This window comes from Nocardiopsis synnemataformans, from assembly GCF_965343085.1.
GTDB classification, from domain to species: domain Bacteria; phylum Actinomycetota; class Actinomycetes; order Streptosporangiales; family Streptosporangiaceae; genus Nocardiopsis; species Nocardiopsis alborubida.
Genome location: NZ_CBDRFA010000001.1, coordinates 200,975 through 225,864 on the forward strand (window position 1 = coordinate 200,975; position 24,890 = coordinate 225,864).

Here is a 24,890-nt window from a genome sequence, read left to right on the forward strand (position 1 = left end):
AGGCCGGGCCGAGCAGCCGTACGGGCGCGCGGCAGGAAAATGGAACACCTCCAAGGAGAGTTGAAGTGAGCGTTCCCACGGAGCTGGGTTACACCGCCAAACACGAGTGGGTCGTGGTCGAGGACGGGATCGCCACCGTCGGGATCACCTCGTTCGCCGCCGAGTCCCTGGGCGACATCGTCTACGTCGAGGTGCCCGAGGTCGGCAGCGAGGTGTCCGCGGACGAGCCGTGCGGCGAGGTGGAGTCCACCAAGTCCGTCAGCGACGTCTACTCGCCCGTGAGCGGTGAGGTCGTCGAGGTCAACGCGACCCTGGAGAACGAGCCCGAGACCATCAACTCCTCGCCCTTCGAGGACGGTTGGCTGTTCAGGGCCCGGATCTCCGAGGAGCCCTCCGACCTTCTCTCCGCCGAGGAGTACACCAAGCTGACCGAAGGCGAGGAGTAGGCCCCCGATGGCTACTGACAACACGCTCAACCAGACGCTGGGCGAACTGGACCCCGAGGTGGCGGCCGCGGTCGACGCGGAGCTGGCCCGCCAGCGCGACACCCTGGAGATGATCGCCTCGGAGAACTTCGCCCCCCAGGCGGTGATCGAGGCGCAGGGCACCGTCCTGACCAACAAGTACGCGGAAGGGTACCCGGGCCGCCGCTACTACGGCGGGTGCGAGCACGTCGACGTCGTCGAGCAGCTCGCCATCGACCGCGCCAAGGCACTGTTCGGCGCCGAGCACGCGAACGTGCAGCCGCACTCGGGCGCGCAGGCCAACACGGCCGTGTACTTCGCGCTGCTCAAGCCGGGTGACACCATCCTGGGCCTGGACCTGGCCCACGGCGGCCACCTGACCCACGGCATGAAGATCAACTACTCCGGCAAGATCCTCAACGCGGTGGCCTACCACGTGCGCGACGAGGACGGCACCGTCGACTACGACGAGGTCGAGGCGCTCGCCGAGGAGCACCGGCCCAAGATGATCGTCGCCGGGTGGTCGGCCTACCCGCGCCAGCTGGACTTCGCCCGCTTCCGCAAGATCGCCGACTCGGTCGGCGCGCTCCTGATGGTGGACATGGCGCACTTCGCCGGTCTGGTCGCGGCGGGGCTGCACCCCAACCCGGTGCCGCACGCCGACGTGGTCACCACGACCACGCACAAGACCCTGGGCGGCCCGCGCGGCGGCATGATCCTGGCCAAGGCGGAGCTGGGCAAGAAGATCAACTCCGCGGTGTTTCCCGGCATGCAGGGCGGGCCGCTGGAGCACGTGATCGCGGCCAAGGCGGTGGCCCTCAAGGTCGCCGCGGGCGAGGAGTTCGCCGACCGGCAGCGCCGCACGATCTCGGGCGCCAGACTGCTCGCCGAGCGGCTGACGCGGCCGGACGCCGCCGAGGTCGGCGTGAAGGTGCTCTCGGGGGGCACGGACGTGCACCTGGTCCTGGTGGACCTGGTGAACTCCGAGCTCAACGGCCAGGAGGCCGAGGACCGCCTGCACTCGATCGGGATCACGGTCAACCGCAACGCGGTGCCCAACGACCCGCGTCCGCCGATGGTCACCTCCGGCCTGCGGATCGGCACCCCGGCGCTGGCCACCCGCGGTCTGGGCGACGAGGACTTCGCCGAGGTCGCGGACGTCATCGCCGAGGCGCTCAAGCCGGAGTTCGACGAGGCCGCGCTGCGCGGCCGGGTCCAGGCACTGACCGCCAGGTACCCGCTCTACCCGAACCTGTAGAGCCCCGCCGTGCGGGGCCGGCGGCCCCGCACGGCACCCTCATGCCCCGGGCCCTGTACTCAACGAGGAGGACAGCCATGGCCATCAGCGTGTTCGACCTGTTCAAGATCGGAATCGGACCGTCCAGCTCGCACACGGTCGGTCCGATGAAAGCCGCGCGCACGTTCGTGGCCGGACTGCGCGAGGAGGGCCTGCTCGACGGCGTGGCCCACGTGCGCGCGGAGCTGTACGGTTCCCTGGCGCTCACCGGCAAGGGGCACGGCAGTGACCGGGCGGTGGTCCTGGGACTGATGGGGCACACCCCCGAGCACGTGGACGTGGACGCGGTACCCGAGCTGGTGGAGCGGGTGCGCGAGGAGCGGACCCTGTACCTGGGCGGGCCCGAGGGGCCGCCGGTGGCCTTCGACCCGGCCGTGGACGTGGACTTCCGCCGCAGGGAGAGCCTGCCCGACCACCCCAACGGGATGCGGTTCGTGGCGCTGGACTCCTCCGGCGCCGAGCTGGCGGCGAAGGTGTACTACTCGGTGGGCGGCGGGTTCGTCGTGGACGAGCGCGCGGCGGGCGCGGACCGGATCAAGGCCGACGACACCGAGGTGCCCCACCCCTTCGACAGCGCCGAGGAACTGCTCAAGATCTGCGCCGACACCGGAATGTCGATCAGCGCGGTGATGCTCGCCAACGAGCGGGCGTTCGGGCGCTCCCCCGCGCAGGTGCGCGCCGAGCTGCTCGTGCTGTGGGAGGCGATGCGCCAGTGCGTGCGCCGCGGGGTGACCACCGAGGGCAGCCTGCCCGGCGGGCTGAAGGTGCCCCGGCGGGCGCACCGCCTGTACCGGCAGCTGGGCGGCAACTGCGACGAGTCGGGCCTGCTGGCGCCGACGGGGGTGGACTCCGACCCCATGCGCGGCAGCGACTGGATCACGCTCTACGCGCTGGCCGTGAACGAGGAGAACGCCGCGGGCGGCCGCGTGGTGACCGCGCCGACCAACGGGGCCGCGGGCATCGTGCCCGCCGTGCTGCACTACTACCTGCACTTCAGTCCGGGCGCGGGCGACGAGGGCGTGGTGCGCTTCCTGCTGACCGCGGGGGCCGTGGGCATCCTGTTCAAGCAGAACGCGTCGATCTCGGGCGCCGAGGTGGGCTGTCAGGGCGAGGTGGGCTCGGCCTCCTCGATGGCCGCCGCCGGGCTGGCCGAGGTGCTGGGCGGCACCCCCGCCCAGGTGGAGAACGCCGCCGAGATCGCCATGGAGCACAACCTGGGGCTGACCTGCGACCCCATCGGCGGCCTGGTGCAGGTGCCGTGCATCGAGCGCAACGCGCTGGCCTCGGTCAAGGCGATCAGCGCCGCACGCATCGCGCTGCGCGGTGACGGCAGCCACTTCGTGTCGCTGGACAAGGTCATCCGGACCATGCGCGACACCGGCCGCGACATGATGGACAAGTACAAGGAGACCTCGCGCGGCGGCCTGGCCGTCAACGTCATCGAGTGCTGAGGACCCACTCCAGGGGGTGTTAACAAAAGCGCGCACTGGAGTGCGCTTGCATGGTGCGGCCGTCCTGTGTACCAGTTGTTACTGGAAGACGGTGCACACGGCCGCGTTCGCGATGAGCTGGCCGTCGGGGCCTGGGCAGTACCCGCCCCGGAAAAAGCCGTGCCCCGGGTGGCGTGCTGAGCAGAGGCGAACCCGGGGCTTACGCAGGCAACGATACCAAACGTCCTCGCCCCCTGTCCTCTCGTGCCCTCAGCCGAGATAGAACGAAGGTCATCGTGAGCACCGGCGTCCCGGAATGGATGGTCTCCGCGTACTCCTCACCCCGCCTCGCGCCCTACCTCCGGCACAGTGGGGGCGACGCGGCCCGAGCCGTCAACCTGTACCACTGGAACGTCATGGTCTCCGCGGCCTTCTACGGTCCGCTCCACACGTTCGAACTGGCTCTGCGCAACTCCCTCCATAACCGCCTGAGCGCCCACTTCGGGCAGGAGGACTGGTGGAACAGGGCTCCGCTGGACAACGAGGGCCAGCGCCTCGTTCGCCAGGCGCGGGCCCGCTGCCGCCGTTCGGCCATGCCGGACGACATCGTCACCGAACTGTCCCTGGGGTTCTGGTCCTCGCTGGTCGCTCGCAGGTATGACCGGGACCTCTGGGTTCCCGCCCTCCACCGCGCGTTCCCCGGCTACCGGGGACCGCGCCGCACCCTCCAGGACCAGCTCTACTCCCTGCGGCTGCTGCGCAACCGCATCATGCACCACGAGCCGATCCACCACCGCCACCTGGAGGCGGACCACGCCAAGCTCTACCTTGTGCTCTCGTACGTCAGCCCCGAGGCCGCCTCCGGCATCAAGCCCTTCGACCGTGTCCCCGAGGTGCTCCTGGTCAAGGAGCAGGTGTGCCGGGGCGAACTTCCGCCGAGCTTCTGAGGAGGTCTCCGTGAACCAGAACGAACCGAGACTGGTGTCACGCGCGCAGCTCGCCCGGTACGCGGGAGTCAGCCGGGCGGCTGTCACCAACTGGCACAAGCGCGGGCCCGACTTCCCCGAACCGGCGGACGCCGAACGGGAGCTGTTCGACCTCGACCAGGTCACCGACTGGCTGTCCTCACGCGCCATACCCGCCAACGCCCGCAGTCCGCACGAGGCCACAGGTACCACCTACGCCGACCGTGTGCGCACCAGCGCGGGGGAGGAGACCTCCGGCCGGGGCACCGGCCGGAAAACGGTCCGTTCAGTGAAGGAAGAAACTGGCAGAACCTTCGAGAAGACCGTCACGCGTGCCCTGTACAGGCTCCGGGACAACGGAATCTCCACGGACGGCTACCGCGCACTCCTCGACCTCGTGTACATGTGTGCCGAGCACACGGAAGCTTGGCGGGAACTGCTGTCGCACGTCGAACTCCCCAACGGTTCCGATACGCTCCCGGAGTCCGTCACGGCTTGCGTCTCGCCAAGGTCGTCCTACGTCCTGTACGCGCTGGGCGCGGAACACCTGCACCGGACCCTCACGGAGATCGCACTCCTCAGCTCCGGTGACGAGGGCGGAAAGAAACTGGTCACCGCCTTCGACCTCTTGCTCTCAACCTGGGAGGAGGACAGGCGCGCAGGGATCGTGCGCACCCCCGGCAGCCTGGTGGAGGCGATCGTCGGACTGCTCGTCACCGACGACAGCCCCCTCGCCCGGGTCCACGATCCGTTCTGCCGCACCGGGGAGTTCCTGATCGCCGCGGACCGGCGCCTGAGAAACCTCTCGCCTTCCTCACGTCACCGGCTCAGCGGTGCGGGGAAGACCATCGGGGAGACGCACACTGCGAAGATGAACCTCCGGATCCACGGTGTGGAAGCCCATCTCCTGGAAGGGGCTGTCGAGCCCGGGCTGCTCCCGAACCTCCCCCGGGCCGACCTCGTCATCACCAACCCACCGTTCAACGCGCGACCTCTGACAGCGTTCGGCCCTCCAGACGCTCCGCCACTCAACAGGCCCACGCTCACCCGCTGGGATGAGCGCCGCTTCCCCTACGGACGCCCTCCGGAGTCGAATGCGAACTTCGCCTGGCTCCAACACGTCGTGACCATGCTCGCCCCGAACGGCAGAGCTGGTGTCCTGATGCCGACCAACGCCGCGTTCTCCGATCATCAGGACGAACGGATGATCCGCTCGGCCATGATCGAAGCCGGGGCCGTGGAGGGCGTGGTGGCGTTCCCCGACCGCCTCTTCCCGAACACGAGCATCCCCGTGAGCCTCTGGCTACTGCGCAGTCCTACAGGGCACTGTTCCGAGATGCTGTTCATCGACGCGAGCGACCTGGGCTCGATGGTCTCCCGAACCCGCCGGGCACTCCTCCCCCAGGACGTCGCAGCTATCCACGCCGCCTACCGTGTCTGGAGGCAGGAGGCCGACCACGGAAGGTCTGACATCAGCCGCGCCGTAGGAATCGAGAAGATCCGCGAGCAGGACTACTCCCTCCACCCTCCGTCCTACATCGTGGCGGGCCACGGTGCCGAAGGCACCAGAGCAGCGCAGGCGGCCGAGCGGTTCGAACAACTGACAAGGCAGCTCAACGCCCTGGAGAGCCACGTCCCCGAGACCGATACCAGAGCCCATCGCATGCTCCAGGAGATACACCGATGGATTCCCTGATCGGCCCGCTCCCCGCTGACTGGCGCGAGCGGCCCCTCCATGAGGTGTGCGAAATCCAGGCGGGACCCTCCGGCGCGGGCACGTCCTCGCGGGATTTCTCCGACCAGGGGACCCCCGTGGTACGGCCGAGGGACATCATCGCCCGACGGGTCGCCGCGAGCGGACAGGTGTGTGTGACCGGCGGGGTAGCCGCACGCCTGGACCGCTACCTGCTCGAAGCCGGGGACGTCGTCGGAGCGAGGACGGGAACCCTGGGCAGGTTCGCTCTCGTCGCGCCCGAGCAGCAGGGCTGGCTCTACAGTACGCAGATGCTGCGACTGCGTCCCTCTCCAGAGGTCGATCCGACCTACCTGGTGCACTACCTGGATCTGTTTCCAGTCCAGAAATGGATCGACAGACACGCCTCCGGAAGCACTGTCAGGTCCATCACGCAACGCACCCTGCGCTCACTTCCGACCGCCCTGCCGCCCCTGCCCATCCAGCGTGCCATAGGGGCGGCGCTCCACGCCCTGGACGACAAGGCCCATCTGCACGCCGAGATCAGTCGCACCACGAACGACCTGCGCGAGGCTCTCGCGCCCATGCTGTTCTCCGGCCAGGTCCCGGCTCCGGGGGAGGAGACTCCTCTTCCACCGACACCCTGAGCTGGCAATCCGTTCCTCGGTACGGGAGGACGGGCGGGGGCCGCTCCCGTCCGGGAGCGGTCCCCGTGCGTGTCAGGCGTCGGTTCCGGTGGGTGCGGGCGCCTCGGCCGCGGCCACCCGCGCGGGGTCGGGGGCCCTGGTGACCAGGCTGGCCACGACGAGCGCGACCAGAGCGGCGGGCAGGGCGACGATGACCGCGTTGATACCGCCCGGGGTCCCGGTGACCTGCCACCCGATGGTGGTGGCGGCGCCGACCACCAGCGCGGCGACGGCGCCCGCCGTGGTCGCGCGCTTCCAGAACAGCACCGACAGGACCACCGGGGTGATCGCGGCGCCGTAGACCGTGTAGGAGTACATCTGCAACTCCAGCACGGTCGGGAAGAACAGGCTCAGCGCGAGGCCCGCGAGGGCGATGCCCAGGACCGAGAGGCGCTGGACCACGAGCTTGCGGCGCTCGTCCGCGCTGTCCCCGGCGAAGCGGGCGTACAGGTCGTAGGCGACGTTGGAGGCGCAGGAGAGCATGTACGAGGACCCGGTCGTGATGACGAAGGCGACCGCCCCGGCCAGGATCAGGCCGCCCAGCACCGCCGGGAGGTAGCCCTCGGAGGCCAGGCTCAGGACCGCCATGTCACCGTTGATGCCGGGCATGAGGACCGCGGCGGCGGTGGCGAGGAGCACGACGGGGACGAAGACGAAGAAGCTGCCCACGAGCATGCCTGCGGTCGAGGATCGGGCCTCGCGCTCGTCCTTGGCCGCGGCCAGGCGCTGGTACATGTTCTGGTCGGCGAGCAGCAGCAGGAAGAGCGGGAGGAAGTAGCCGAGGAGCTGGAGGGCGGTGAGCCCACCGCTGAAGGTGGTCGCCTGCTCGGGCAGGCCGTCCCAGTAGGCGCCGGGGCCGCCGACCGCGGCGAACACCAGTGGCAGCGACACGAACAGGCCGAGCACGATGAGGATGGCAGAGACGAAGTCGGTGTAGGCGACCGAGAACAGGCCGCCGGTGACGGTCAGCAGCGTCACGACGGCCGCCACGAACAGCGTCCCCTGGGTGGCGGACAGCGGTGTGACCAGGCTGACGACGTACCCGCCGCCGACGAACTGCGAGGCGGTCAGCCCCAGGAAGGCGATGGTGGTGACCACGGCGGCGACGGTGCGCACACCGATGCCGAAGCGCACCTCCAGCAGTTCGGGGATGGTGTGCCGGGACGCCCGGCGGATCCGGCGGGCCGCCAGGAGCAGGACCAGGATGCCCAGCGGCGTTCCGGCGAAGAAGACCATGCCCGCCATGGGGCCGTAGGTGTAGGCGAAGTTGGCTCCGCCGATGATGGTCCCCGAGCCGACCCAGGTGACCAGCATGGTGGCGATCATGACGGGGCGGGGGAGGCTGCGCCCGGCGAACAGGAAGTCGTCGCCGCCGCGCAGCCTGCCCGAGCGCACGAAGTAGAGGGCGATCCCGAGCATGGCCAGGATGTACACGGCGAGAATCACGAGATGGGTCGTCTGCATGGGCCACCTTCGCGGCGAGGTTCGGGATCGGGGGACGTGCACGGGAGGGACCGGCCAGCGGAGGCGGTCCGACCGGGCCATGTAAGCAGCCCCACCGCGTGAAATGCAACACTTATTGCATTGAACGTGACCCTGATCACGTCACAGTGGTGTCACCGCGTCGTCCCAGGTCGTTTCCCCCGGCGACGCTCAGAAGAGTTCCGAGCTCTCCCATAGCCGCTCGGTGTCGCGCACGGCCGCCAGCACCGCGTCCCCGCCGACGCGGGCCAGCTCGGCCAGCACCGCGTGGACGACCGCCATCGCCGGGGTGAGCGAGGGGAACATGCCCACGCCCTCGCTGGGCACCAGCAACACGTGGTCCGCCCCCTCCACCAGCGGGGAGTCCCTGCGGTCGGTGATCACCGCGACCGGCACCGACCGCTCACGGGCCACCCGCGCCGCAGACCGCAGCGCGACCGGCAGCCGCCACAGGTCGCACGCCAGCAGCAGGTCGCCGGGGCCCATCCGCGCCAGCGCGCTGACCAGGCCGGTGCCCCCCAACTCCAGACGCTCCACGTCGTAGCCCATGATCCCCGCGGCGTGCGCGAGCTGCACGCCCGGCGCCGCGAAGGTCCCCGAGCCCACCACCCGCGTCCGGCGCGCCCCGTGCACCGCGCCCGCCAGGGCGCGCACCCGGGCGGGGTCCAGGGTCCGCTCCAGGTCGCGCAGCCCCTCGCGGTCGGCGCGGAAGGCCTCGCGCACGGGGTCGGCGTCGGCCCCGGCGTGCTCGGCCAGGACCTCTCCGGCGCTGAGCGAGGCCAGGTAGCGCGAGCGCAGCTCGACGCGCAGGGCGGGCCAGCCGGTGAACCCGAGGGCCTGCGCGGCCCGCACGACCGTGGCGACGTTGACCCCGGCCCGTTCGGCGAGCTCGGCGGTGCTCGCGTAGGAGGCGAACCTCGGCTCGTCCCGCAGCACCCTGACCACGCGCTCGGCCGCGCGTCCCAGGCGTCCGCCGCCGAGCGCGGCCTCGATCCAGTCCGCCATCACCCCTCCGTCCCGGCGCCCCGGACCGCGCCGCACCCCCAAGCGATACCACCCCCGCGGGGTGGCCTCCCCGCCGTGATGCAACATATATTGCAACAACGCGAACCCCGACGGAGGTATCCATGACCCGCCAGTCAGAACCGCACATCCTCTTCACGGGCGCCGGACTGCTCGACCCCGAGGCGGGGACGCGGACCCCCGGCTCCTGGCTCCTGGTGCGGGACGGCCTCATCGCGGGCAGCGGCCCGGGAACCCCGCCTGAGGTGGGCCCGCAGGTGCCGACCGTGGACCTGGCGGGGGCCACCCTCATGCCGGGCCTGATCGACGCCCACGTGCACCCGACCGCCTTCAGCGCCGACCTCGGCGCCGCGATGGACGAGTCGCCCTCCTACGTCGCCAGCTACGCGGGCCGTTCCCTGGGCGCCATGCTCAGGCGCGGCTTCACCACCGTCCGCGACGTCGCCGGGGGCGACTGGGGTCTGGCCAGGGCGGTCGAGGAGGGGCTCGTCGACGGCCCCCGGCTCATGTTCGGCGGCAAGGCGCTGTCCCAGACCGGCGGCCACGGCGACTTCCGCGCGCCCGGACGCCAGGGCAACGACACCCACGCCTGCTGCCCCGGTGCGGGCATCGTCTGCGACGGGCCCGTGGAGTTCCGCCGCGCGGCCCGCGAGCAGCTGCGCACCGGCGCCCACCACCTCAAGATCATGCTCTCGGGCGGCGTGGCCTCCCCCACCGACCGCATCGACTCCACCCAGTCCTCCGAGGACGAGATCCGGGCCGTGGTGGAGGAGGCCGAGGCGGCCAACCGCTACGTGACCGGCCACGCCTACACCGCCCGCGCCGTCAACCGCGGGCTCCGGCTCGGCGTGCGCTGCATCGAGCACGGCAACCTCATCGACGAGAGCAGCATCGAGCTGTTCCTGGAGCACGACGCCTACCTGGTGCCCACCCTCGTCACCTACCAGGAGCTCTCCCTCCAGGGGGCCGCCAACGGGCTGCCCGCGGCCAGCCAGGCCAAGGTGGACACCGTGCTCAGCCGGGGGCTGGACGCCCTGCGCATGGCCCACGAGGCCGGGGTGAACCTGGTCTTCGGCAGCGACCTGCTCGGCGGAATGCAGGACCGCCAGAGCCAGGAGTTCGCCATCCGCGGCCGGGTCCAGCCCGCCGCGGACGTGCTGCGCGCCGCCACCGTCAACGCCGCCCGGCTCCTGGGGTTGGAGGGGGTCGTCGGCACCCTGCGCGACGGGGCGCGGGCCGACCTCGTGGTGGTCGACGGCGACCCGCTCGCCGACATCGGGGTCCTGGCCTCGCCGGAGGTGAACGTGCGCACCGTGCTGCGCGACGGCCGGGTCCGCCACGAGCGCGACACCGTGCGCTGACGCGACCGGTGGGCGCGGGCCCGGAGCCCGCGCCCACCGCCGTTCAGGAGATGGTGGCGGTCGCGTCCATGTACAGGAACTCCCACAGGTGGCCGTCGGGGTCGGCGAAGGAGCGCGAGTACATGCCGGTGTGCTCGGTGGTCCTGGCGTGGGTCGCCCCGGCCACGGCGGCGGCCTCCGCGATCCGGTCGACGTCCTCGCGGCTGTCGGCGCTCAGGCAGGTGATCACCTCCGCGCCCGCGGAGGTGTCGGCTATCCCCGAGGGCGTGAACTCCGCGAAGAAGGGTTCGGACAGGAACAGGACGCGCGATTGGTCGCTGACGACCATGCACAGCGCCTTGTCGTCGGAGAAGGTCTCGTCGTAGCCGAAACCCAGCGCGCTGAAGAACTCGCGGGTGGCGTCGACGCTCTTGACGGGCAGGTTCACGAAGGTCATTCGAGTCATGTGGCGAAGCTAACAGCGGGTGCCGACAATCCGCGGCACCGGCTCAGGCCAGGCTGCGCCGCGGGTTCTTGGCCGGTGCCGTCATCGACATCCGCACGACGGCCGGCACCTGCTCCAGATCCAGCGCCCGGCGCAGGTTCGCCAGCGCCTCCGAGCTCACCCGCCGCCACACCCCGGCCACGTCCGCGTCGTCGTCCAGGGTCAGCGCCAACCGCAGGTGCGGCGCCTCGGCGGACTCGGTCAGCCGTGCGCGGGCGCGGCGCACACCCGGGTAGTCGGCGACCTCCTGCTCCAGGGCCCCGCGCGCCACGTTCTCGGACATCTCCAACCGTCCCTGGTCTCCGCGCTCCAGGACCAGGCGCCCCACCGTGTCGTTGAGCCCCTGCACCATCAGCCAGCGCAGGGCCAGGAAACCGGCGACGAAGGCCACCGCGACCACCGCGTAGGGCACCCACTGCTGGCCGAGCGCCTCCCTGGCCCCGGGGCCGAGCAGGGCGCTGTCGGCCGCTCCCCCGCCGAACAGGCCGCGTCCCGCGGCCAGCGACACCAGCCCGGCGACGAGCAGCACCGCGCCCACGACCACCAGCCCCCACCGGTTCCCCCGTGCCGACCTGCGCGACCTGTCACTAGCCATGGTCAACCCTCCGCGTACCGCACGTGGGTGGCGATCCGCATGCTGCGCAGCGGCGCCAGCTCCTCCAACCGCCGCTCCACGGCCGCGGTCACCTCGGCGGGAAGCCCCGCCGACCTGCGCATCCCGGTGCGCGCGTGCACCCGGATCCTGTTGCCGCGCACCGTCACGTGCACGCCGTCGACGCCGCTGACGCCCTCGGCCGCGGCGGCCACCGCCCGGCGCAGCGCGGGCCGGGTCAGCCCCACCACCAGGGCGGGGTCGTCGGTGCGCAGCGCCGTCCAGCGCCCCCGGCCGGGGGCCAGGGCGGCCACGATCAGGGCTAGCCCGATCAGCGCCAGGACCGCCGAGGCGATCTGCACCGACGGCATCGACCAGGTCGTGGTCGCCGCGTACCCGCTGGCCGCGCCGACCGGGATCAGCCCCAGCGGGCTCCCCGCCAGGGCCGAGATCACCTCGGCGGCGGCCACGATGGCCACGAGGAGGATCACGAGGCCCGTGATCACCGCGGGCCAGGACCGCCGCGGACGGAACGTGTGGACGGCCACCCGCCTGGCCCGGCGGTCGACGCCCTGGTCGGGGCGTCCGAGCACCTCTTCCACGGTGGTCATGTCAGCGCACCAACTCCACGATCTCGATGTCGATGTGGTGGACCCGCTTCCCGGTGATCCGCTCGATCCGCTGCCCCACGTGCCCGCGCACCCGTGCGGCGACCTCGCGCACGGGGTGCGGGTAGTGGACGCCGATCCGCAGCCTGAGCAGTACGACCTCGCCGCTCACCCGGGCCCGCGCCGTGCGCGACCGGGCGGGGAGGGCGCCGGGGACCTCGCGGACCGCCCGCGCGGCCGCCTTCTCGACCACACCGGGTTCTATGACGGTGCGGCCGCCCGGGTCGCGGTCTCCCCCGCCCCCGGTCCGCTCCCGGGCGACCTCGTCGCCCGGGCGTTCCCTCTGTCGGGGAACCGTACTGGTCCGCACTCCGGCCACGTCCGCTCCCTCACATCTCAGGCGGAGCGCCGCGAGAACATCGCGGTGAGGTCGATCTCGCCCTCCATCGCCCGACCGGCGACGAACCCCGCGAGCCCCAGGATCAGGACCAGCGCGAAGGCCGTGAACCCGCCGAACGCGGCGGCCAGACCCAGTACCGTCCCGTAGGACAGTCCGACGATGGGCCACATGGCTTCCCCCTCTTGTCCAGCACCCGATGCTGCCTGCTCAACCGCCCGTCCGTGCGCCGTCCCGCAGCCCCGCGACCACGTCCTCCACGGACACGTGGACGGTACGGCCCCCGGCGATCGGGGTCAGGTCGCGGCGCAGCTCGGCGGCGATCTCCGGCAGGGGCCGCCCGAACCGGACCACGACGCCGACCTCGACGCTGTCGGCGCGTACCGCCACCCCGAGGACCCGCCCTCCGGGAACGGGCGTGGTCAGCGTGCCGAAACCCCCCGAGGACAGCTCCACCACGTCCGGAAAGCGCTCGGCCTCCTCCACCAGGCGCCGGGCGACCTCGCCCGGGTCCTCGTCGGCGGCCGCCATCACTGGACCCGGGGCGCGGACTCGCCGTCGTCCTCGCCGCGGTCGTCGTCGGGCAGGTGGATGTCGTCCACTTTGATGTTGATCTCGGTGACCTCCAGCCCGGTCATGCGCTCCACCGCCGAGGTGACGTTGCGGCGCACGGCCGCGGCCAGGTCCTGGATGGCGACGCCGTACTCGACGACCAGGTCGATGTCGACGGCGGCCTGGCGCTCGCCCACCTCGACCGAGACGCCCCGCGAGACCGAACCGCTCTCGCCGCTCCCCCGGGTCACCGCGTCCCTGACGGCGCCGACGGCACGCGCGGTCCCGCCGCCCATGGCGTGCACGCCGCCGATCTCGCGCGCGGCCATTCCGGCGATCTTGGCGACCACGCCGTCCGCGATCTGGGTGCGCCCGCCCTCCTCGCGTGAGGAGTCCCCCCGGTTCGTCCGGCCCGACTCGCGGGCTCCCGGCACCTTGGTCTCGGTCCTCATGTCCGTCACTGGGTCCCCCTACGCAGTGTGCGGGCCGCACGGGCGGTCTCGGCGCCCCGGGGCGCCCCCGGACCGTTCCCCGCGCCTTCCCGGCGGATGTGCCCTCCCAGAGGGCCGGACCGAAACCCGGGCCCGTGTCATGGCCGGAAGGATGTCGAACTGATCACACCATATACATACACACTGTAGCCGACAAAGTACCGTGAGTAATTTTTCCTGGTCGGAACGGGCAACGTCAGCCCCATCCCCGACCCAAAACAGCGTCGAGGACCTGACCGGGGCAGGAAAACGCACGGGGGCGCACGCGGGCGCCCCCGTGCGGAAGCCACTCCCCGCCGACCTGCGGCGGGCATCCGGTTCAGCCGAAGATGACCGTCTTGTCCCCGTTGAGCAGCACGCGGCGCTGCGCGTGCCAGTTGACCGCGCGCGCCAGCGCCACCGACTCCAGGTCCCGGCCGATCGCCGTGAGCTGCTCCGGGCTGTGCGTGTGGTCCACCCGGGACACCTCCTGCTCGATGATCGGGCCCTCGTCGAGGTCAGCGGTGACGTAGTGGGCGGTCGCGCCGATCAGCTTCACACCGCGTGCGTGGGCCTGGTGGTAGGGCCGGGCGCCCTTGAAGCTGGGCAGGAAGGAGTGGTGGATGTTGATGATCCGGCCGGACATCTTGGTGCACAGCTGCTCGGAGAGCACCTGCATGTAGCGCGCCAGGACCACCAGGTCCACGTCGTAGGAGTCGACCAGCTCCAGAAGGCGCGCCTCCTGCTCCTTCTTGCTCCCGGCCGTGACCGGCAGGTGGTGGAAGTCCACGCCGTAGGAGTCGGCCAGGAACCCCAGGTCGGGGTGGTTGGAGACCACGGCGGCGATGTCCGCGTCCAGCAGGCCGCTGCGCTGGCGGTAGAGCAGGTCGTTGAGGCAGTGGCCGAACTTGGACACCATCACGATCATGCGCGGGCGCACGTCGCGGGGACTGAGGGTCCACTCCACGAACGCGTCACCGCCGTCTCCGCCGAAGTCGCCCGCGAGCGCCGCGAAGGCGCTGCGCAGGACGTCCTCCCCCACCACGCCGTCGCCGCCCCGCTCGGCCACGAACTGCATCCGCAGGAAGAAGCGTCCCGTGTAGTGGTCGCCGTACTGCTGACTCTCGGTGATGTTGCAACCGTGGTCGGACAGCAGGTTGGCCACAGCCGCGACGATGCCCCGGCTGTCGGGGCACGAAAGGGTCAGAACGTACTCACGCTCACTCATGGAAAGAACCACTCCCGGGGTCGGACGGCTGATCAGCCGTGACATCCCAGGGTATCGCCCCCGCTGTACCGGGGGCCGGTTACCGCGAAGCCGTCCACGGACCGCCCGCCGCACGGGTACCACGTCCCCTTTCCCACGGAAAATATGAAAGACATTCATGTTCTGGCATGCTCAGGACATGACAAGTCTGCGCGAAACATACGAGACCGCCACACGCGGACTCGAAGCCCCCTTCGCCCTCGTCGACCTCGCCGCCCTGCGCGCCAACGCGGCCGACCTCACCCGCCGCGCCCACGGCAGGCCCATCCGGATCGCCAGCAAGTCCGTGCGCAGCCGCGAGCTGCTGCGCACCGTCCTCGCCCTGCCCGGCTACGCGGGCGTCATGGCCTTCACCCTGCCCGAGGCCCTCTGGCTGGCCACCGGCGACCGCCCCCTCAGCGACGACGTCCTCGTCGCCTACCCCACCGTCGACCGCCAGGCCCTGGCCAGGCTCGTGCGCGACCCCCGCGCCGCCCGCGCGATCACCCTGATGGTGGACGACACCGCGCACCTGGACCTGATCAGCGCCGCCGTCGCCGACGCCGCCGAAACCCGCGGCCCCGACGCCCCGCCGGTCCGGGTGTGCCTGGACGTCGACACCAGCTGGCAGCCCGTCGGGCCGCGCCTGCGCGTGGGCACCTACCGCTCCCCTGTGCGCACCCCGGCCCAGGCCGCCGCGTTCGCCCGCGCCGTCGCGGTCCGCCCCGAACTGGAGCTGGACGGGATCATGGCCTACGAGGGCCAGATCGCCGGAGTGGGCGACGCCCCGCCCGGCAGGCCGCTCTACGGCCGCCTCCTGCGCGCCGTCCAGCGCCGCTCGGCCGTGGAGCTGGCCAAGCGCCGGGCCGCCATCGTGCACGCCGTCAGGGAGGTCGCCGACCTGCGCTTCGTCAACGGCGGGGGCACCGGCAGCCTGCACACCACCGGCCGGGAGAGGGCCGTGACCGAGCTGGCCGCGGGCTCGGGGCTCTACCACCCGCACCTGTTCGACCACTACCGCTCCTTCGGTGGACGCCCCGCCGCCCTGTTCGCGCTCCCCGTCGTGCGCCGCCCCGGACCGGGCGTGGCCACCGCCCTCGGCGGCGGCTACCCCGCCTCGGGGCCCGTGAACGCCCACCGCGCACCGCTCCCCCACCTGCCCGCCGGGCTCTCCTACAGCGCCAACGAGGGCGCGGGCGAGGTGCAGACGCCCCTGCTCGGCGCCGCGGCCGACGGCCTGTCCGTCGGCGACCGGGTGTGGATGCGCCACGCCAAGGCCGGAGAGCTGTGCGAGCGCTTCGACACCCTGCACCTGGTGGACTCCGACACCGGCGAGTACGCGGGCGCCGTGCCCACCTACCGGGGCGAGGGCCAGACCTTCCTTTGACATCCCCTCCCGCCTGAAGGCGGGAGAACCCAGCCAACGGAACCCTGCACGTCCGCTGGTGGTCTACGCTTCGAAGCCCGCCTGACGACGAGGGCTCCACGTCCTGGCACCCACCATGTCCTGGGGCGCTTGCCGCCTCACCGCGTGCTCGACGTTGCGCGTGGCGTCGGTGTCGGCGTGCGCGGTGTGCCCGCACCCGGGTGCCCTGCACACGAACCGGTCCCGCGACTCGCGGCTGCCCTCGGTGATGACCTGGCACCGCGGGCAGCGCCGCGAGGTGTACGGGGCGGGCGCCCGCACCAGGTGCCCGCCCCGCTCGGCGAGCTTGTACGCCAACAACGCGACCGTGCGCCCCCACGCCTGACCCGCGATCGCACGGTTCAACCCGGCCTTCTGCTTGACGTTGGTGCCCGGGGCGTCCACCGTTCCCCGGGCCGAGCGGACCATGCCGGTGATGTGCAGGTCCTCGACCCCCACCACACCGAAATCCGCGGCGTGGCCCTGGGTTTCCAACTCACGGAGTTGGTCCTTGGTGGGGTACAGGCGGGCTTTGTGGCCGCGTTCGCGCTTGATGTGTCACCTCCCCTGACTGGTCTGGGTCGACCCCAGCGCGGGGGTGTGACGTTTCGTGACTGGCGGTTCACCCACCGGTTGAAGCCGGTGGCACTCTCGCGAAGGAAATAGGCGGCGCCACCCGGGGCCCGCGCGTGATCCGCGGCCCGCACCGGACACCGCCTCAGCCGCCCCAGCGGCCCTTGGACACCCGGCCCGACGGACGCCGCGCACACGAGGAGGGGCCCGCGTCCGCGGACCCCTCCGACCGTGTGCCGGTCCGGCACTACTTCCTCCTGCGGTGCACCGCCCAGGCCACCACGCCCACGGCGACGACCGCGCCGACGCCGACCGCGAGCAGCAGCGCCTCCGGGGGGAGTTGGCCGCGCGACTGGTAGGTGGTGACGACGTGGCCGTCACCCTTGACGACGATGCTGCCCTCCTCGGGCTCCACCGGGTGGCTCTCCACGCGCACCGCGCCGCCCCCGACCACCAGGGCGCGCGCCTCGTCCACGATCCGGGCGCCGCGTTCGCGGACCCTCTCCATCTGCCTGCGGGCGATGTTGGCGGGCCGGGCCTGCACGCTCAGCTCGTCCAGGGTCTCGGCGAGCTGGCGCTGTTCGCGGTTGATCTCGGCGACGACGTCCGCCGGGGTCAGGCGCGGTTCGGTGTCACGTCCCGTCATGGGTGCCTCTCTCCACTAGCGCAGGGTCGTCTGAGAACCCGTGTCCGAGCCGGTGTCCCGGCTCCCTTCCTCCGCGCCGTCGGACGGACCGGAGAATCTCAGCGCGCTGTCGATTCCGTCGACCACGCGGAAGAAGTCCCGCGTGGACAACCACAGTTTATAGATGATGGCGATCTCGAAGGCGAGGAGCAAAACACCCGCCACGGCGGTGATCCACCCGATAAGGGACGGCGCGCCGAACGCGGCGGCCGCCAGCGGAGCGATCACGAACACCGACATCTGGAACTCGATGCCGCCCACCAGGTGCGTTCTGATCCGCCTGGCGTTGAGGGCCGACCAGAACCGCTGGTACCACGGGAAGCGGTTGCGGAACTCCTGGTGCAGGTCCACCTTGGGCAGGGTGAGGTCGGGCTGCTTGCCCGCCGTGCGCTGGTTGCGGGCCTCGCGCTCGTTCTGGCTGTGCAGGATCTGCTCCAACACGCCGATGCCGTGGCGCAGCACCGCCTGCTCGCCGCCGTCGCTCATCGTCCGCCCGCCCGCGCCGGTGGCCGAGCCGGTGTCGTCCTCCTCCGGCTCCAGCATCGACAGGGTGGCGCGGGCCCGCTCCAGGGCGGCGGCCAGGTGCGAGCGCATCTCCCTGCGGACCTTGTACACCTGGAGCGCGTTGAGGTAGCGCAGCATGTCCAGGAAGACCACGGCCAGGGCCAGCCACACGAACCACACCGGCCCGTTGCCCTCGGCGTCCTCGGCGACGACGTACTGTCCGCCCATCAGGGCGACCACGCACACCAGCACCCGGAACCGGTCGGAGACGTAGTCCATCCACGACCCGAACAGCGACTCCGAGCCGGTGAGCCGGGCCAGCTTGCCGTCCGTGCAGTCCATGAGGAAGGACAGCAGGTACAGCAGCGCGCCCAGCGCCAGGAAGTGGCGGTAGCCCAGCGAGAAGCAGACGGCCGCGCCGAGCCCGAGGAAGAGCGCGACCACCGTCAGCTGGTTGGGTGTGATCGAGGTGCGGTTGGCCACCAGGCGCACGAGCCGGACCGCGATGGGGTCCACGAGGTAGACCGTCCACCAGGAGTCGCGCTCCTTGAGGGTCCGGGCCCTGACCTCGTCGAGTGTGAATCCAGGCATCGTCGCCAATACTCTCCAAGCGAAGCGGGTGTGTTCCGGCCCGCCGGGCGCCGCCGACGCGGCGTCCCCGGTGCGCGGCGGACGTCGCCGGGGCCGAACGACAGGACGAGTGCGGTCAACAATAGGTGATCGCACCGCTGGTCACTCCGGATGCGGGCGAACCGAACCGGAATCGCAACCGAAGACCGTACCCCCAGCCTGGCACAGCCGACGAAGCGCCAGCTCGCGGGGCACCGGAAGGCGAGGAATGGCTAGGGTGAAAGCGAGAGACGGCGGGGCGGTGCCGCCCCGCCCGCGAACCCAAGGGGGACACCACGTGAGCGACCCGATCCGCCTGGAGCCCGGCGACCAGGCACCCGACTTCACCCTCGACGACGCCGACGGCAAGCCCGTCACCCTGAGCGAGGTGCTGGCCTCCACCGGCAAGCGCGTCGTCCTGTACTTCTACCCGGCGGCCATGACCCCCGGGTGCACCACGCAGGCCTGCGACTTCCGCGACAACCTGCGCGACTTCGACTCCGCGGGCCTGACCGTCCTGGGCGTGTCCCCGGACACGAGCGACAAGCTGGCCAAGTTCCGCGAGAAGGAGGGGCTGACCTTCCCGCTGCTGGGCGACCCGGACAAGGACACCCTGCGCGCCTACGGCGCCTTCGGTGAGAAGAAGAACTACGGCCGCGTCGTGCAGGGCGTCATCCGCTCCACCGTCGTCGTGGGCACCGACGGCCGCGTGGAGAAGGCCTTCTACAACGTGAAGGCCACCGGCCACGTCGACCGGATCAAGAGGGAACTGGGCCTGTGACACGGGTGCCGGGGACGGCCCCCGGTCACTGGGGGTCCGGGCTCCCAGGCGGCCGGGTCCCGCGCCCGGCACCGGTACAGTTGTCCGGAAGGGGCCGTAGTCCAACTGGCAGGAGACGGCAGCTTTAGGTGCTGTACAGTGCGGGTTCGAATCCCGCCGGCCCCACTCGGTTCAGCACACCCTGTCCGCCGGACCGCCCCGCCCGGGATGTCGGAGGCGGCACCGGCCAGCCCGCGCCCGGACTCCCGGCCGCGGGCTTTCGCGTGTTCGCGCCCCGGCGCCGGGCACATCCCGCAGGGCGGCCGTCTCGTGCGGCGACCGGAAAGGTCCACAGACCCGCTTCATCCGCCGCGATCTTGTACTTATAGCGAGGTTCGAGTGCCCAACCTCGCTATAAGTACAAGATCACCGCAGGTCAGAACCCTCGTGTCACACCAGTAACGGTTTCGGCTAGCGGCCGAGCAGCGCCCAGAGCATGACCGCGAGCAGCACCAGGACACCGAGGGAGACCGCGGCGATGGTGGCCACCGCGGGCAGGCGACTGCGCTCGGCGTGCTTGCCCGAACTGGTCAGTCCCAGCGTGTCCGTGGACTCGCGGATCGAGGTCATGACCGAGTTCATCGCCTCGGGGCTGTTGCGCAGCCGCTCGTTGATGGACTCGGCCAGCACGTGCGCGCCCGCCTTGAAGTGCTCGCGGGCCGACTCGCGCTCCTCGCCCCCGGGACGGGGGTCAGCGGGTGTGGCGGTGCCCTGGGCCGCCGTCTCCGGACTCGTCTCGGGCGCCCACGGCGCCAGGGCCGCGATCCGCAGCATCTTGGTGGCGTTCTCGGCGGTCAGCCGCTCCGAGGGCTCCACCCGGAGCAGTCCGGCCAGCACCGGCGCCAGCGGGCCCGCGCTGGCGGCCTCGGCGGGCTCGTCCAGCTGCTCCTGGCGCAGGATCTTGATGTAGCCCTTGCGGTCGTAGGGAGGGTGCCCCTCCACCGCCGCGTACAGGGTGGCGCCCAGGGACCACAGGTCGGACTCGGGTCCCACCGGCCCCGCCTTGGCCCGCTCCGGCGGGATGTAGGCCGGGGAGCCGATGATGCGCCCGGACGCGCTCAGCGCCGACTCGCCGTTCCAGGCGGCCAGCCCGAAGTCGGTGAGCACGACCCGCCCCGCCTGGCTGATCATCACGTTCTCGGGCTTGACGTCGCGGTGCACGATGCCCTCGGCGTGCGCGACCTTGAGGGCGTCGATGAGCTGGAGGCCGATCTCGGCCACGCGCTGGTAGGGCAGCGGACCGCCCACCTGGATGAGCTCCTCCAGGGTGGAGGCCTCCACCAGCTCCATGACGATCCAGGGGCGGTCGTCCTCGTCCACGACGTCCAGGACGGTGACCAGGCCAGGGTGGGTGAGGCGTCCGGCTACACGGGCCTCACGGGTGGTGCGCTGTAGGAGCGACTCGCGTTCGGAGCGGCTCAGGTCCGCGGGCAGGCGCAGCTCCTTGACGGCCACCTCGCGGTCGATGACCAGGTCGGTGGCGCGCCAGACGGTGCCGACACCGCCCCGGGCGATCTCCGACACCAACTGGTAGCGCCCCTTGAGCAGACGTCCCTCCGGACGGGGTTCGGCCGTGTCGGCCGCCTCCTGTCGTGCGGAGGAGCGCGACGCCTCAGGGCGCTGCGTGTGGGGGTTCTCTAGGGAGGACACGGTTATCCACGGGTCCATTCACCGGCCATGGTGGCCTCCTGCGGGAGCATTGCGGTCGCTGTCACCACGTAGGTGCACGGATCACTCGTTATACCAGCAGGACGCCGGATCCATGCTGGTGGTTGCCACATCACGGACACATAGGTTCGCTTTCGTTATGTCCGGCGACAACCCCAACATGCAGTGACGTAGCTCTCACTCCGACGCTCCCGTGCCTGCTGGCGGGGGCGGCGCGGGTGCGCGGGCGGGCCTCCCGCGCACCCGGCGGCCTCAGGTCCAGAGCGAGTCGGGGGTGCGCACCTCGACCGGGCCGATCCCGGTGTCGGTGAGCGGCTGACGCAGGCGCTCGGCGTCGCCGACGACCACCACGACCGACTCCTCGGGGCGCAGGTACTCGGTGGCGGCGCTGTCCAGGGACTCCTTGGTGAGCCTCTCGTACCCGGCCCGGACGCGGTCCACGTGGTCCTCGGGCAGGTCGTGCACCACCATGTCGACCAGGGCCCCGGCCATGGCGCGCGCCGTGGCGTAGGTGACCGGCAGGCCCACCGTGTTGGAGTCGCGCACGGCGGACAACTCCTCCTCGGTGACCCCCGACTCGCGCAGCTTGGCGACCTGCTCCAGCGAGGAGGTGACCGAGTGGGCGGTGGTGTCGGCCTCGACCTGGGTGGACATGAAGAACACCCCGCTGTCGCGGCGCAGGTCGAAGCGGGACCCGGCGCCGTAGGTGTAGCCCAGGCGCTCGCGCAGCTCCAGGTTGAGCCGGGAGGTGAACATGCCGCCCAGGATCTCGCTGACGCCCTCGGCGCGCGGCAGGTCCACCTGCGAGCGGGAGGGGGCGCGGTGCGCGATGACCAGGGCGGACTGCACGGAGCCGGGCCGGTCCACGATCAGGACGCGGGGCAGCTCCCCGGGCGGCGGCGCGGGCGCGGTCGGCTCGCTCGTCCGCACGGCCGCGGCGTCGCCGAACACGGTCTTGCCCAGGTCCTCCAGGTCGATCCCGGTGAGGTCGCCGACGACCACGAGGGTCCCGGCCACCGAGGCGACGGAGTCGGCGTGGAAGGCCGCCACGGTCTCGGGGGTGACGTCGGCCAGCCGCACCGGGCCACCCGCGAGCGGCGTGGCGTAGCGGCCGGTGAACAGCTGCCCGCCCAGGCTGCGCATGGCCAGGGTCCCGGCCGAGGCCGCCTCCAACCAGAACCGCTCCAGCAGCTGGTCGCGGCGGCGGACGACGTCGTCGGGGGCCAGCGCGGGGCGGCGCACCGCGTCGGCGAACAGGCGGACCGCCTCGGGCAGGCGGCCCGCGGGGGCGTCCAGCCCGGTGATGAAGGCGTCCCAGTTGACGCGGGAGACCCACTCGGCGCCGTGGCGCTCCAGGGCGGGCGCCAGGGAGCTGTTGCCGTCGGGGCCGTCCTCCAGGACCTCGCTGGTCAGCGCGCTGACGCCCATGGCGTCGAGCGGCTCGGCGGCGCCGCCGTGGGGGTGCACGAGGCGGAGGGAGACGAGCTGTTGGCCGGGTACGTCGATGGCGACGACCGTGCCGCCGCCCACGGTGAGGCGGCGGGGCTTGGGAAAGGTGTAGGACGCTACGGCACCGAGGTCCGGGCGCGACTTCTGCGGCATGCTCTGCGGCTCTTTCTGCGGCTTGCGGTAACGGAACCCGGGTCAGGCGTCGACGGTGTCGGCCCCGGCCGCCTCGGCGGCCGCGGACTCCTCGGGGTCGAATCGGACGACGAGCAGGTTGTCGTCGACCAGCACGCGCTCGGCGGCGGCCCGCACCTCCTCGGCGGTGATGTCGTCCCAGCGCCGGGGCCAGGTGTAGGCCAGCTCGGGGTCGTCGAACAGCTGGGTGCAGCTGCTGATGCTGTCGGCGAGCCCGGAAGGGCTGGAGATGGCCTGAAGGTGGTCGCGCTCCAGGACGGCGCGGGCCCGGTCCAGCTCCTCCTCGGTGATCCCGGCGGCCAGCTTGGCGATCTCCTCGCGCATGGCCGCCTCCAGCGTGTCACCGCTGACGCCCTCGCGGGCGAGCATGTTCACCAGCATCAGGCTGTCGGTGTAGCGGAACGGCAGGATGTCGGCGGCGCCCCCGCCGTCGTCGGCGGCGATGGGGCGGTCCACCACCAGGGAGCGGTACAGGCGGCTGCCCTGCCCCTGGCCCAGGACGGCCGAGGCCAGGTGCATGACGTCGAACCCGCGCTCGCCGTAGGGGTCGACGCGGAAACCGACGAACACCCCGGCGGCGGGCACGGTCTCGGTGACCGAGTCGCGGACCGGGCCGCCCAGCGGGGCGTCCAGCGTGGCGTCGGGCGCCTCGGGGACGGTCTCGCGGGCCGGGACGGAACCGAAGAACTTCTCGACTCGGTCCCGGACGTCCTCGGGGTCGAGGTCGCTGACCACGGTGAGCACGCAGTTGTCCGGGCCGTAGTGGACCTTGTGGAACGACTTGACGTAGTCGAGGTCGGCGGCGTCCAGGTCGGCCATGGAGCCGATGGTCGGGTGGTGGTAGGGGTGGCCCTCGGGGTAGGCCAGGCGCAGGATGCGCTCCAGGGCGGTGCCGTAGGGCTGGTTGTCGTAGCGCTGGCGGCGCTCGTTCTTGACGACGTCGCGCTGGTTGTCCAGGACCTCCTGGGTCATGCCCTCGCGCAGGGTCGCCAGCCGGTCGGTCTCCAGCCACAGGATCCGGTCCAGGGCGTGCTCGGGGACCGTCTCGTAGTAGTTGGTGCGGTCGGTCGAGGTGGAGGCGTTGATGTCGCCGCCGAGCCGCTCGACCTCCTCGAAGTGCTCGCCCTTGGCGACGCCGCCGCTGCCCTGGAACATCAGGTGCTCGAAGAGGTGCGCGAACCCCGTGCGCCCTGGGACCTCGTGCCGGGACCCCACGCCGTACCACAGGTTCACGGAGGCGACCTGTCCTGTGGAGGCCGCAGCGGTCACCAGGCGCAATCCGTTGTCGAGCGTGTACTGAACGACACGTCCCGCCGCTCCGATGGTGGTCACCAGTGCTGCCCCCGATTCACGTCGCCTGCGACCGCGCCGCCCGCGCGGGCGGCCGTCGTCGTCGTAACGAGTACGACCCTACGGCCTCATCGGACCGCGGGGACACCCGATCGGGTAATCGGTCGAACCGAAACCGCGACGGTCAGCTCTGGTACTCGCTGGTGTCCATGGACAGGGCGATCTCGTCGTACACGGCGGAGTACTGGGAGTCGGCCGACCACACGTAGAGCAGGACGTCGCTGACCGGCAGGAACCACATGCGCACCTCGAAGGTGTCGCCGTTGACACACGACACGTTCCACACCGAGTGGTGCGAGGTGAGGCCGTCGGCGTGGTCGGTGAAGTCGGAGACCGCGAGCTCGGCCCCCTCCACGCCGATGCCCCCGGACGCGGCGGTGTTGAGGCTGCGGCAGCTGCCGGTGTCGGCCGCCCAGCCGTCGTCCTCGGTGAAGGCCTCGCCCTCGCCCGGCCAGCTCTGGGGGTGCTTCTCGGCCGCGTGCGGGGTCAGCTGCACCGAGCCGTACCCGCAGGGCTCCTGTCCCGGCGGGCTCACGCAGAGCACACCGCCCTCGTTCTGGGTCTGCCAGCCCTCGGGGACCTTGACGGACACGCCCTCGATGCTCTCGGTGGCGAACTCCTCCGGCGCCGGGGGCTCGGCCGCGGGCAGGGGGCCGCTCTCGCCGAGCTGTAGTTCGGCCTCGCTCCCGCCGGAGCAGGCCGCCAGGAGCAGCAGCGCCGCGGCAGCCGCGACCGTTCCCGTGCCGACGCGTGCGGCGCGTACCCGCCGCCGTCGCCCGTGGATGCCCGCCATGCCGTCGTCCCTCTCGTGGATCCCGTGCTCGAAGACACCGTTGACCTTAGCGCGCCCACCGACCGCATCGCCCGATTCGGCACGTTCCGGAC

The 24,890-nt window shown here is 71.6% G+C and carries 26 protein-coding genes and 1 tRNA gene; 10 read left to right on the forward strand and 17 right to left on the reverse strand.

Annotation, left to right across the window (positions count from 1 at the left end; genetic code table 11):
* Positions 1 to 65: 65 nt before the first annotated feature.
* The 6 genes from gcvH to ACSIH6_RS00850 all read left to right on the forward strand — a co-directional run bounded on the left by gcvH (position 66) and on the right by ACSIH6_RS00850 (position 6,496).
* Complete coding sequence (gene gcvH / locus ACSIH6_RS00825) at positions 66 to 446, forward strand: glycine cleavage system protein GcvH (RefSeq protein WP_150250623.1); 381 nt, start codon at positions 66 to 68, stop codon at positions 444 to 446.
* Positions 447 to 453: 7 nt separating this feature from the next.
* Entirely contained in the window at positions 454 to 1,722 is a 1,269-nt protein-coding gene (gene glyA / locus ACSIH6_RS00830; protein ID WP_435105506.1) for a serine hydroxymethyltransferase, read from the forward strand.
* Positions 1,723 to 1,799: 77 nt separating this feature from the next.
* Complete coding sequence (locus ACSIH6_RS00835; protein ID WP_435105508.1) at positions 1,800 to 3,212, forward strand: L-serine ammonia-lyase; 1,413 nt, start codon at positions 1,800 to 1,802, stop codon at positions 3,210 to 3,212.
* 275 nt (positions 3,213 to 3,487) lie between these two features.
* The gene (locus tag ACSIH6_RS00840) at positions 3,488 to 4,138 is read left to right on the forward strand and encodes a hypothetical protein (protein WP_435105510.1); all 651 of its coding nucleotides are present in this window, start codon (positions 3,488 to 3,490) and stop codon (positions 4,136 to 4,138) included.
* A 10-nt stretch (positions 4,139 to 4,148) separates the two neighbouring features.
* On the forward strand, positions 4,149 to 5,852 hold the full coding sequence (locus tag ACSIH6_RS00845) for an N-6 DNA methylase (RefSeq protein WP_435105512.1): 1,704 nt from the start codon (positions 4,149 to 4,151) through the stop codon (positions 5,850 to 5,852).
* Positions 5,840 to 6,496 (forward strand): restriction endonuclease subunit S, encoded by a 657-nt coding sequence (locus ACSIH6_RS00850; RefSeq protein ID WP_435105514.1) that lies wholly within the window; start codon positions 5,840 to 5,842, stop codon positions 6,494 to 6,496. The genes ACSIH6_RS00845 and ACSIH6_RS00850 overlap by 13 nt, the downstream gene beginning before the upstream one ends.
* Before the next feature lie 72 nt (positions 6,497 to 6,568).
* On the opposite strand, the gene ACSIH6_RS00855 is transcribed toward ACSIH6_RS00850, so the two are convergent.
* Positions 6,569 to 7,999: a sodium:solute symporter family protein gene (locus ACSIH6_RS00855; RefSeq protein ID WP_435105516.1), complete on the reverse strand. Its 1,431-nt coding sequence runs from the start codon at positions 7,997 to 7,999 to the stop codon at positions 6,569 to 6,571.
* A 189-nt stretch (positions 8,000 to 8,188) separates the two neighbouring features.
* Positions 8,189 to 9,022 carry a MurR/RpiR family transcriptional regulator gene (locus ACSIH6_RS00860; RefSeq protein ID WP_061080606.1) on the reverse strand — a complete coding sequence of 278 codons (834 nt, stop codon included), beginning with the start codon at positions 9,020 to 9,022 and terminating at the stop codon, positions 8,189 to 8,191.
* Positions 9,023 to 9,144: 122 nt separating this feature from the next.
* On the opposite strand from ACSIH6_RS00860, the gene ACSIH6_RS00865 reads away from it, so the two are divergent.
* Entirely contained in the window at positions 9,145 to 10,401 is a 1,257-nt protein-coding gene (locus ACSIH6_RS00865) for a metal-dependent hydrolase family protein (RefSeq protein ID WP_435105518.1), read from the forward strand.
* A gap of 43 nt (positions 10,402 to 10,444) precedes the next feature.
* Here the strand turns inward: ACSIH6_RS00865 and ACSIH6_RS00870 are convergent, their stop codons facing one another.
* From ACSIH6_RS00870 to purU, 8 genes are all read right to left on the reverse strand, one after another.
* The gene (locus ACSIH6_RS00870; protein WP_435105520.1) at positions 10,445 to 10,846 is read right to left on the reverse strand and encodes a VOC family protein; all 402 of its coding nucleotides are present in this window, start codon (positions 10,844 to 10,846) and stop codon (positions 10,445 to 10,447) included.
* Between the two features lie 43 nt (positions 10,847 to 10,889).
* Entirely contained in the window at positions 10,890 to 11,480 is a 591-nt protein-coding gene (locus tag ACSIH6_RS00875; protein ID WP_435105522.1) for an Asp23/Gls24 family envelope stress response protein, read from the reverse strand.
* A 2-nt stretch (positions 11,481 to 11,482) separates the two neighbouring features.
* Entirely contained in the window at positions 11,483 to 12,088 is a 606-nt protein-coding gene (locus ACSIH6_RS00880) for a DUF6286 domain-containing protein (RefSeq protein ID WP_435105524.1), read from the reverse strand.
* Between the two features lies 1 nt (position 12,089).
* Positions 12,090 to 12,464, reverse strand: a complete 375-nt coding sequence (locus tag ACSIH6_RS00885) for an Asp23/Gls24 family envelope stress response protein (RefSeq protein WP_435105526.1) — start codon at positions 12,462 to 12,464, stop codon at positions 12,090 to 12,092.
* A 17-nt stretch (positions 12,465 to 12,481) separates the two neighbouring features.
* A complete protein-coding gene (locus tag ACSIH6_RS00890) occupies positions 12,482 to 12,655 on the reverse strand; it encodes a hypothetical protein (protein ID WP_013151469.1) in 174 nt (57 codons plus the stop codon).
* A gap of 37 nt (positions 12,656 to 12,692) precedes the next feature.
* Positions 12,693 to 13,013: a hypothetical protein gene (locus ACSIH6_RS00895; protein WP_017568087.1), complete on the reverse strand. Its 321-nt coding sequence runs from the start codon at positions 13,011 to 13,013 to the stop codon at positions 12,693 to 12,695.
* A complete protein-coding gene (locus tag ACSIH6_RS00900; protein WP_435105528.1) occupies positions 13,013 to 13,486 on the reverse strand; it encodes an Asp23/Gls24 family envelope stress response protein in 474 nt (157 codons plus the stop codon). The genes ACSIH6_RS00895 and ACSIH6_RS00900 overlap by 1 nt, the downstream gene beginning before the upstream one ends.
* Positions 13,487 to 13,844: 358 nt before the next feature.
* A complete protein-coding gene (gene purU / locus ACSIH6_RS00905; RefSeq protein ID WP_435105530.1) occupies positions 13,845 to 14,732 on the reverse strand; it encodes a formyltetrahydrofolate deformylase in 888 nt (295 codons plus the stop codon).
* A gap of 178 nt (positions 14,733 to 14,910) precedes the next feature.
* Between purU and ACSIH6_RS00910 the strand changes: the two genes are divergently transcribed.
* On the forward strand, positions 14,911 to 16,137 hold the full coding sequence (locus tag ACSIH6_RS00910; protein WP_435105532.1) for an amino acid deaminase/aldolase: 1,227 nt from the start codon (positions 14,911 to 14,913) through the stop codon (positions 16,135 to 16,137).
* Between the two features lie 63 nt (positions 16,138 to 16,200).
* Here the strand turns inward: ACSIH6_RS00910 and ACSIH6_RS00915 are convergent, their stop codons facing one another.
* The 3 genes from ACSIH6_RS00915 to ACSIH6_RS00925 form a co-directional block, all read right to left on the reverse strand.
* Positions 16,201 to 16,650 carry a zinc ribbon domain-containing protein gene (locus ACSIH6_RS00915; protein WP_435105534.1) on the reverse strand — a complete coding sequence of 150 codons (450 nt, stop codon included), beginning with the start codon at positions 16,648 to 16,650 and terminating at the stop codon, positions 16,201 to 16,203.
* Between the two features lie 325 nt (positions 16,651 to 16,975).
* The gene (locus ACSIH6_RS00920) at positions 16,976 to 17,374 is read right to left on the reverse strand and encodes a DUF3618 domain-containing protein (RefSeq protein ID WP_435105536.1); all 399 of its coding nucleotides are present in this window, start codon (positions 17,372 to 17,374) and stop codon (positions 16,976 to 16,978) included.
* 15 nt (positions 17,375 to 17,389) lie between these two features.
* On the reverse strand, positions 17,390 to 18,508 hold the full coding sequence (locus ACSIH6_RS00925; protein ID WP_061080595.1) for a CDP-alcohol phosphatidyltransferase family protein: 1,119 nt from the start codon (positions 18,506 to 18,508) through the stop codon (positions 17,390 to 17,392).
* A gap of 316 nt (positions 18,509 to 18,824) precedes the next feature.
* On the opposite strand from ACSIH6_RS00925, the gene bcp reads away from it, so the two are divergent.
* Positions 18,825 to 19,307, forward strand: coding sequence for a thioredoxin-dependent thiol peroxidase (gene bcp, locus ACSIH6_RS00930; protein ID WP_435105539.1), 483 nt, complete (start codon positions 18,825 to 18,827; stop codon positions 19,305 to 19,307).
* Positions 19,308 to 19,397: 90 nt separating this feature from the next.
* Positions 19,398 to 19,472: transfer RNA gene (locus tag ACSIH6_RS00935), tRNA-Leu, on the forward strand.
* Between the two features lie 285 nt (positions 19,473 to 19,757).
* Here ACSIH6_RS00935 and ACSIH6_RS00940 read toward each other — a convergent pair.
* The 4 genes from ACSIH6_RS00940 to ACSIH6_RS00955 all read right to left on the reverse strand — a co-directional run bounded on the left by ACSIH6_RS00940 (position 19,758) and on the right by ACSIH6_RS00955 (position 24,798).
* Positions 19,758 to 21,014, reverse strand: coding sequence for a serine/threonine-protein kinase (locus ACSIH6_RS00940; RefSeq protein WP_233458903.1), 1,257 nt, complete (start codon positions 21,012 to 21,014; stop codon positions 19,758 to 19,760).
* 252 nt (positions 21,015 to 21,266) lie between these two features.
* A complete protein-coding gene (locus tag ACSIH6_RS00945; protein ID WP_435105541.1) occupies positions 21,267 to 22,616 on the reverse strand; it encodes a M16 family metallopeptidase in 1,350 nt (449 codons plus the stop codon).
* 42 nt (positions 22,617 to 22,658) lie between these two features.
* Positions 22,659 to 23,987, reverse strand: coding sequence for a M16 family metallopeptidase (locus ACSIH6_RS00950; protein ID WP_435105543.1), 1,329 nt, complete (start codon positions 23,985 to 23,987; stop codon positions 22,659 to 22,661).
* 142 nt (positions 23,988 to 24,129) lie between these two features.
* Positions 24,130 to 24,798 carry a hypothetical protein gene (locus ACSIH6_RS00955; RefSeq protein WP_150250659.1) on the reverse strand — a complete coding sequence of 223 codons (669 nt, stop codon included), beginning with the start codon at positions 24,796 to 24,798 and terminating at the stop codon, positions 24,130 to 24,132.
* Positions 24,799 to 24,890 lie beyond the last annotated feature (92 nt).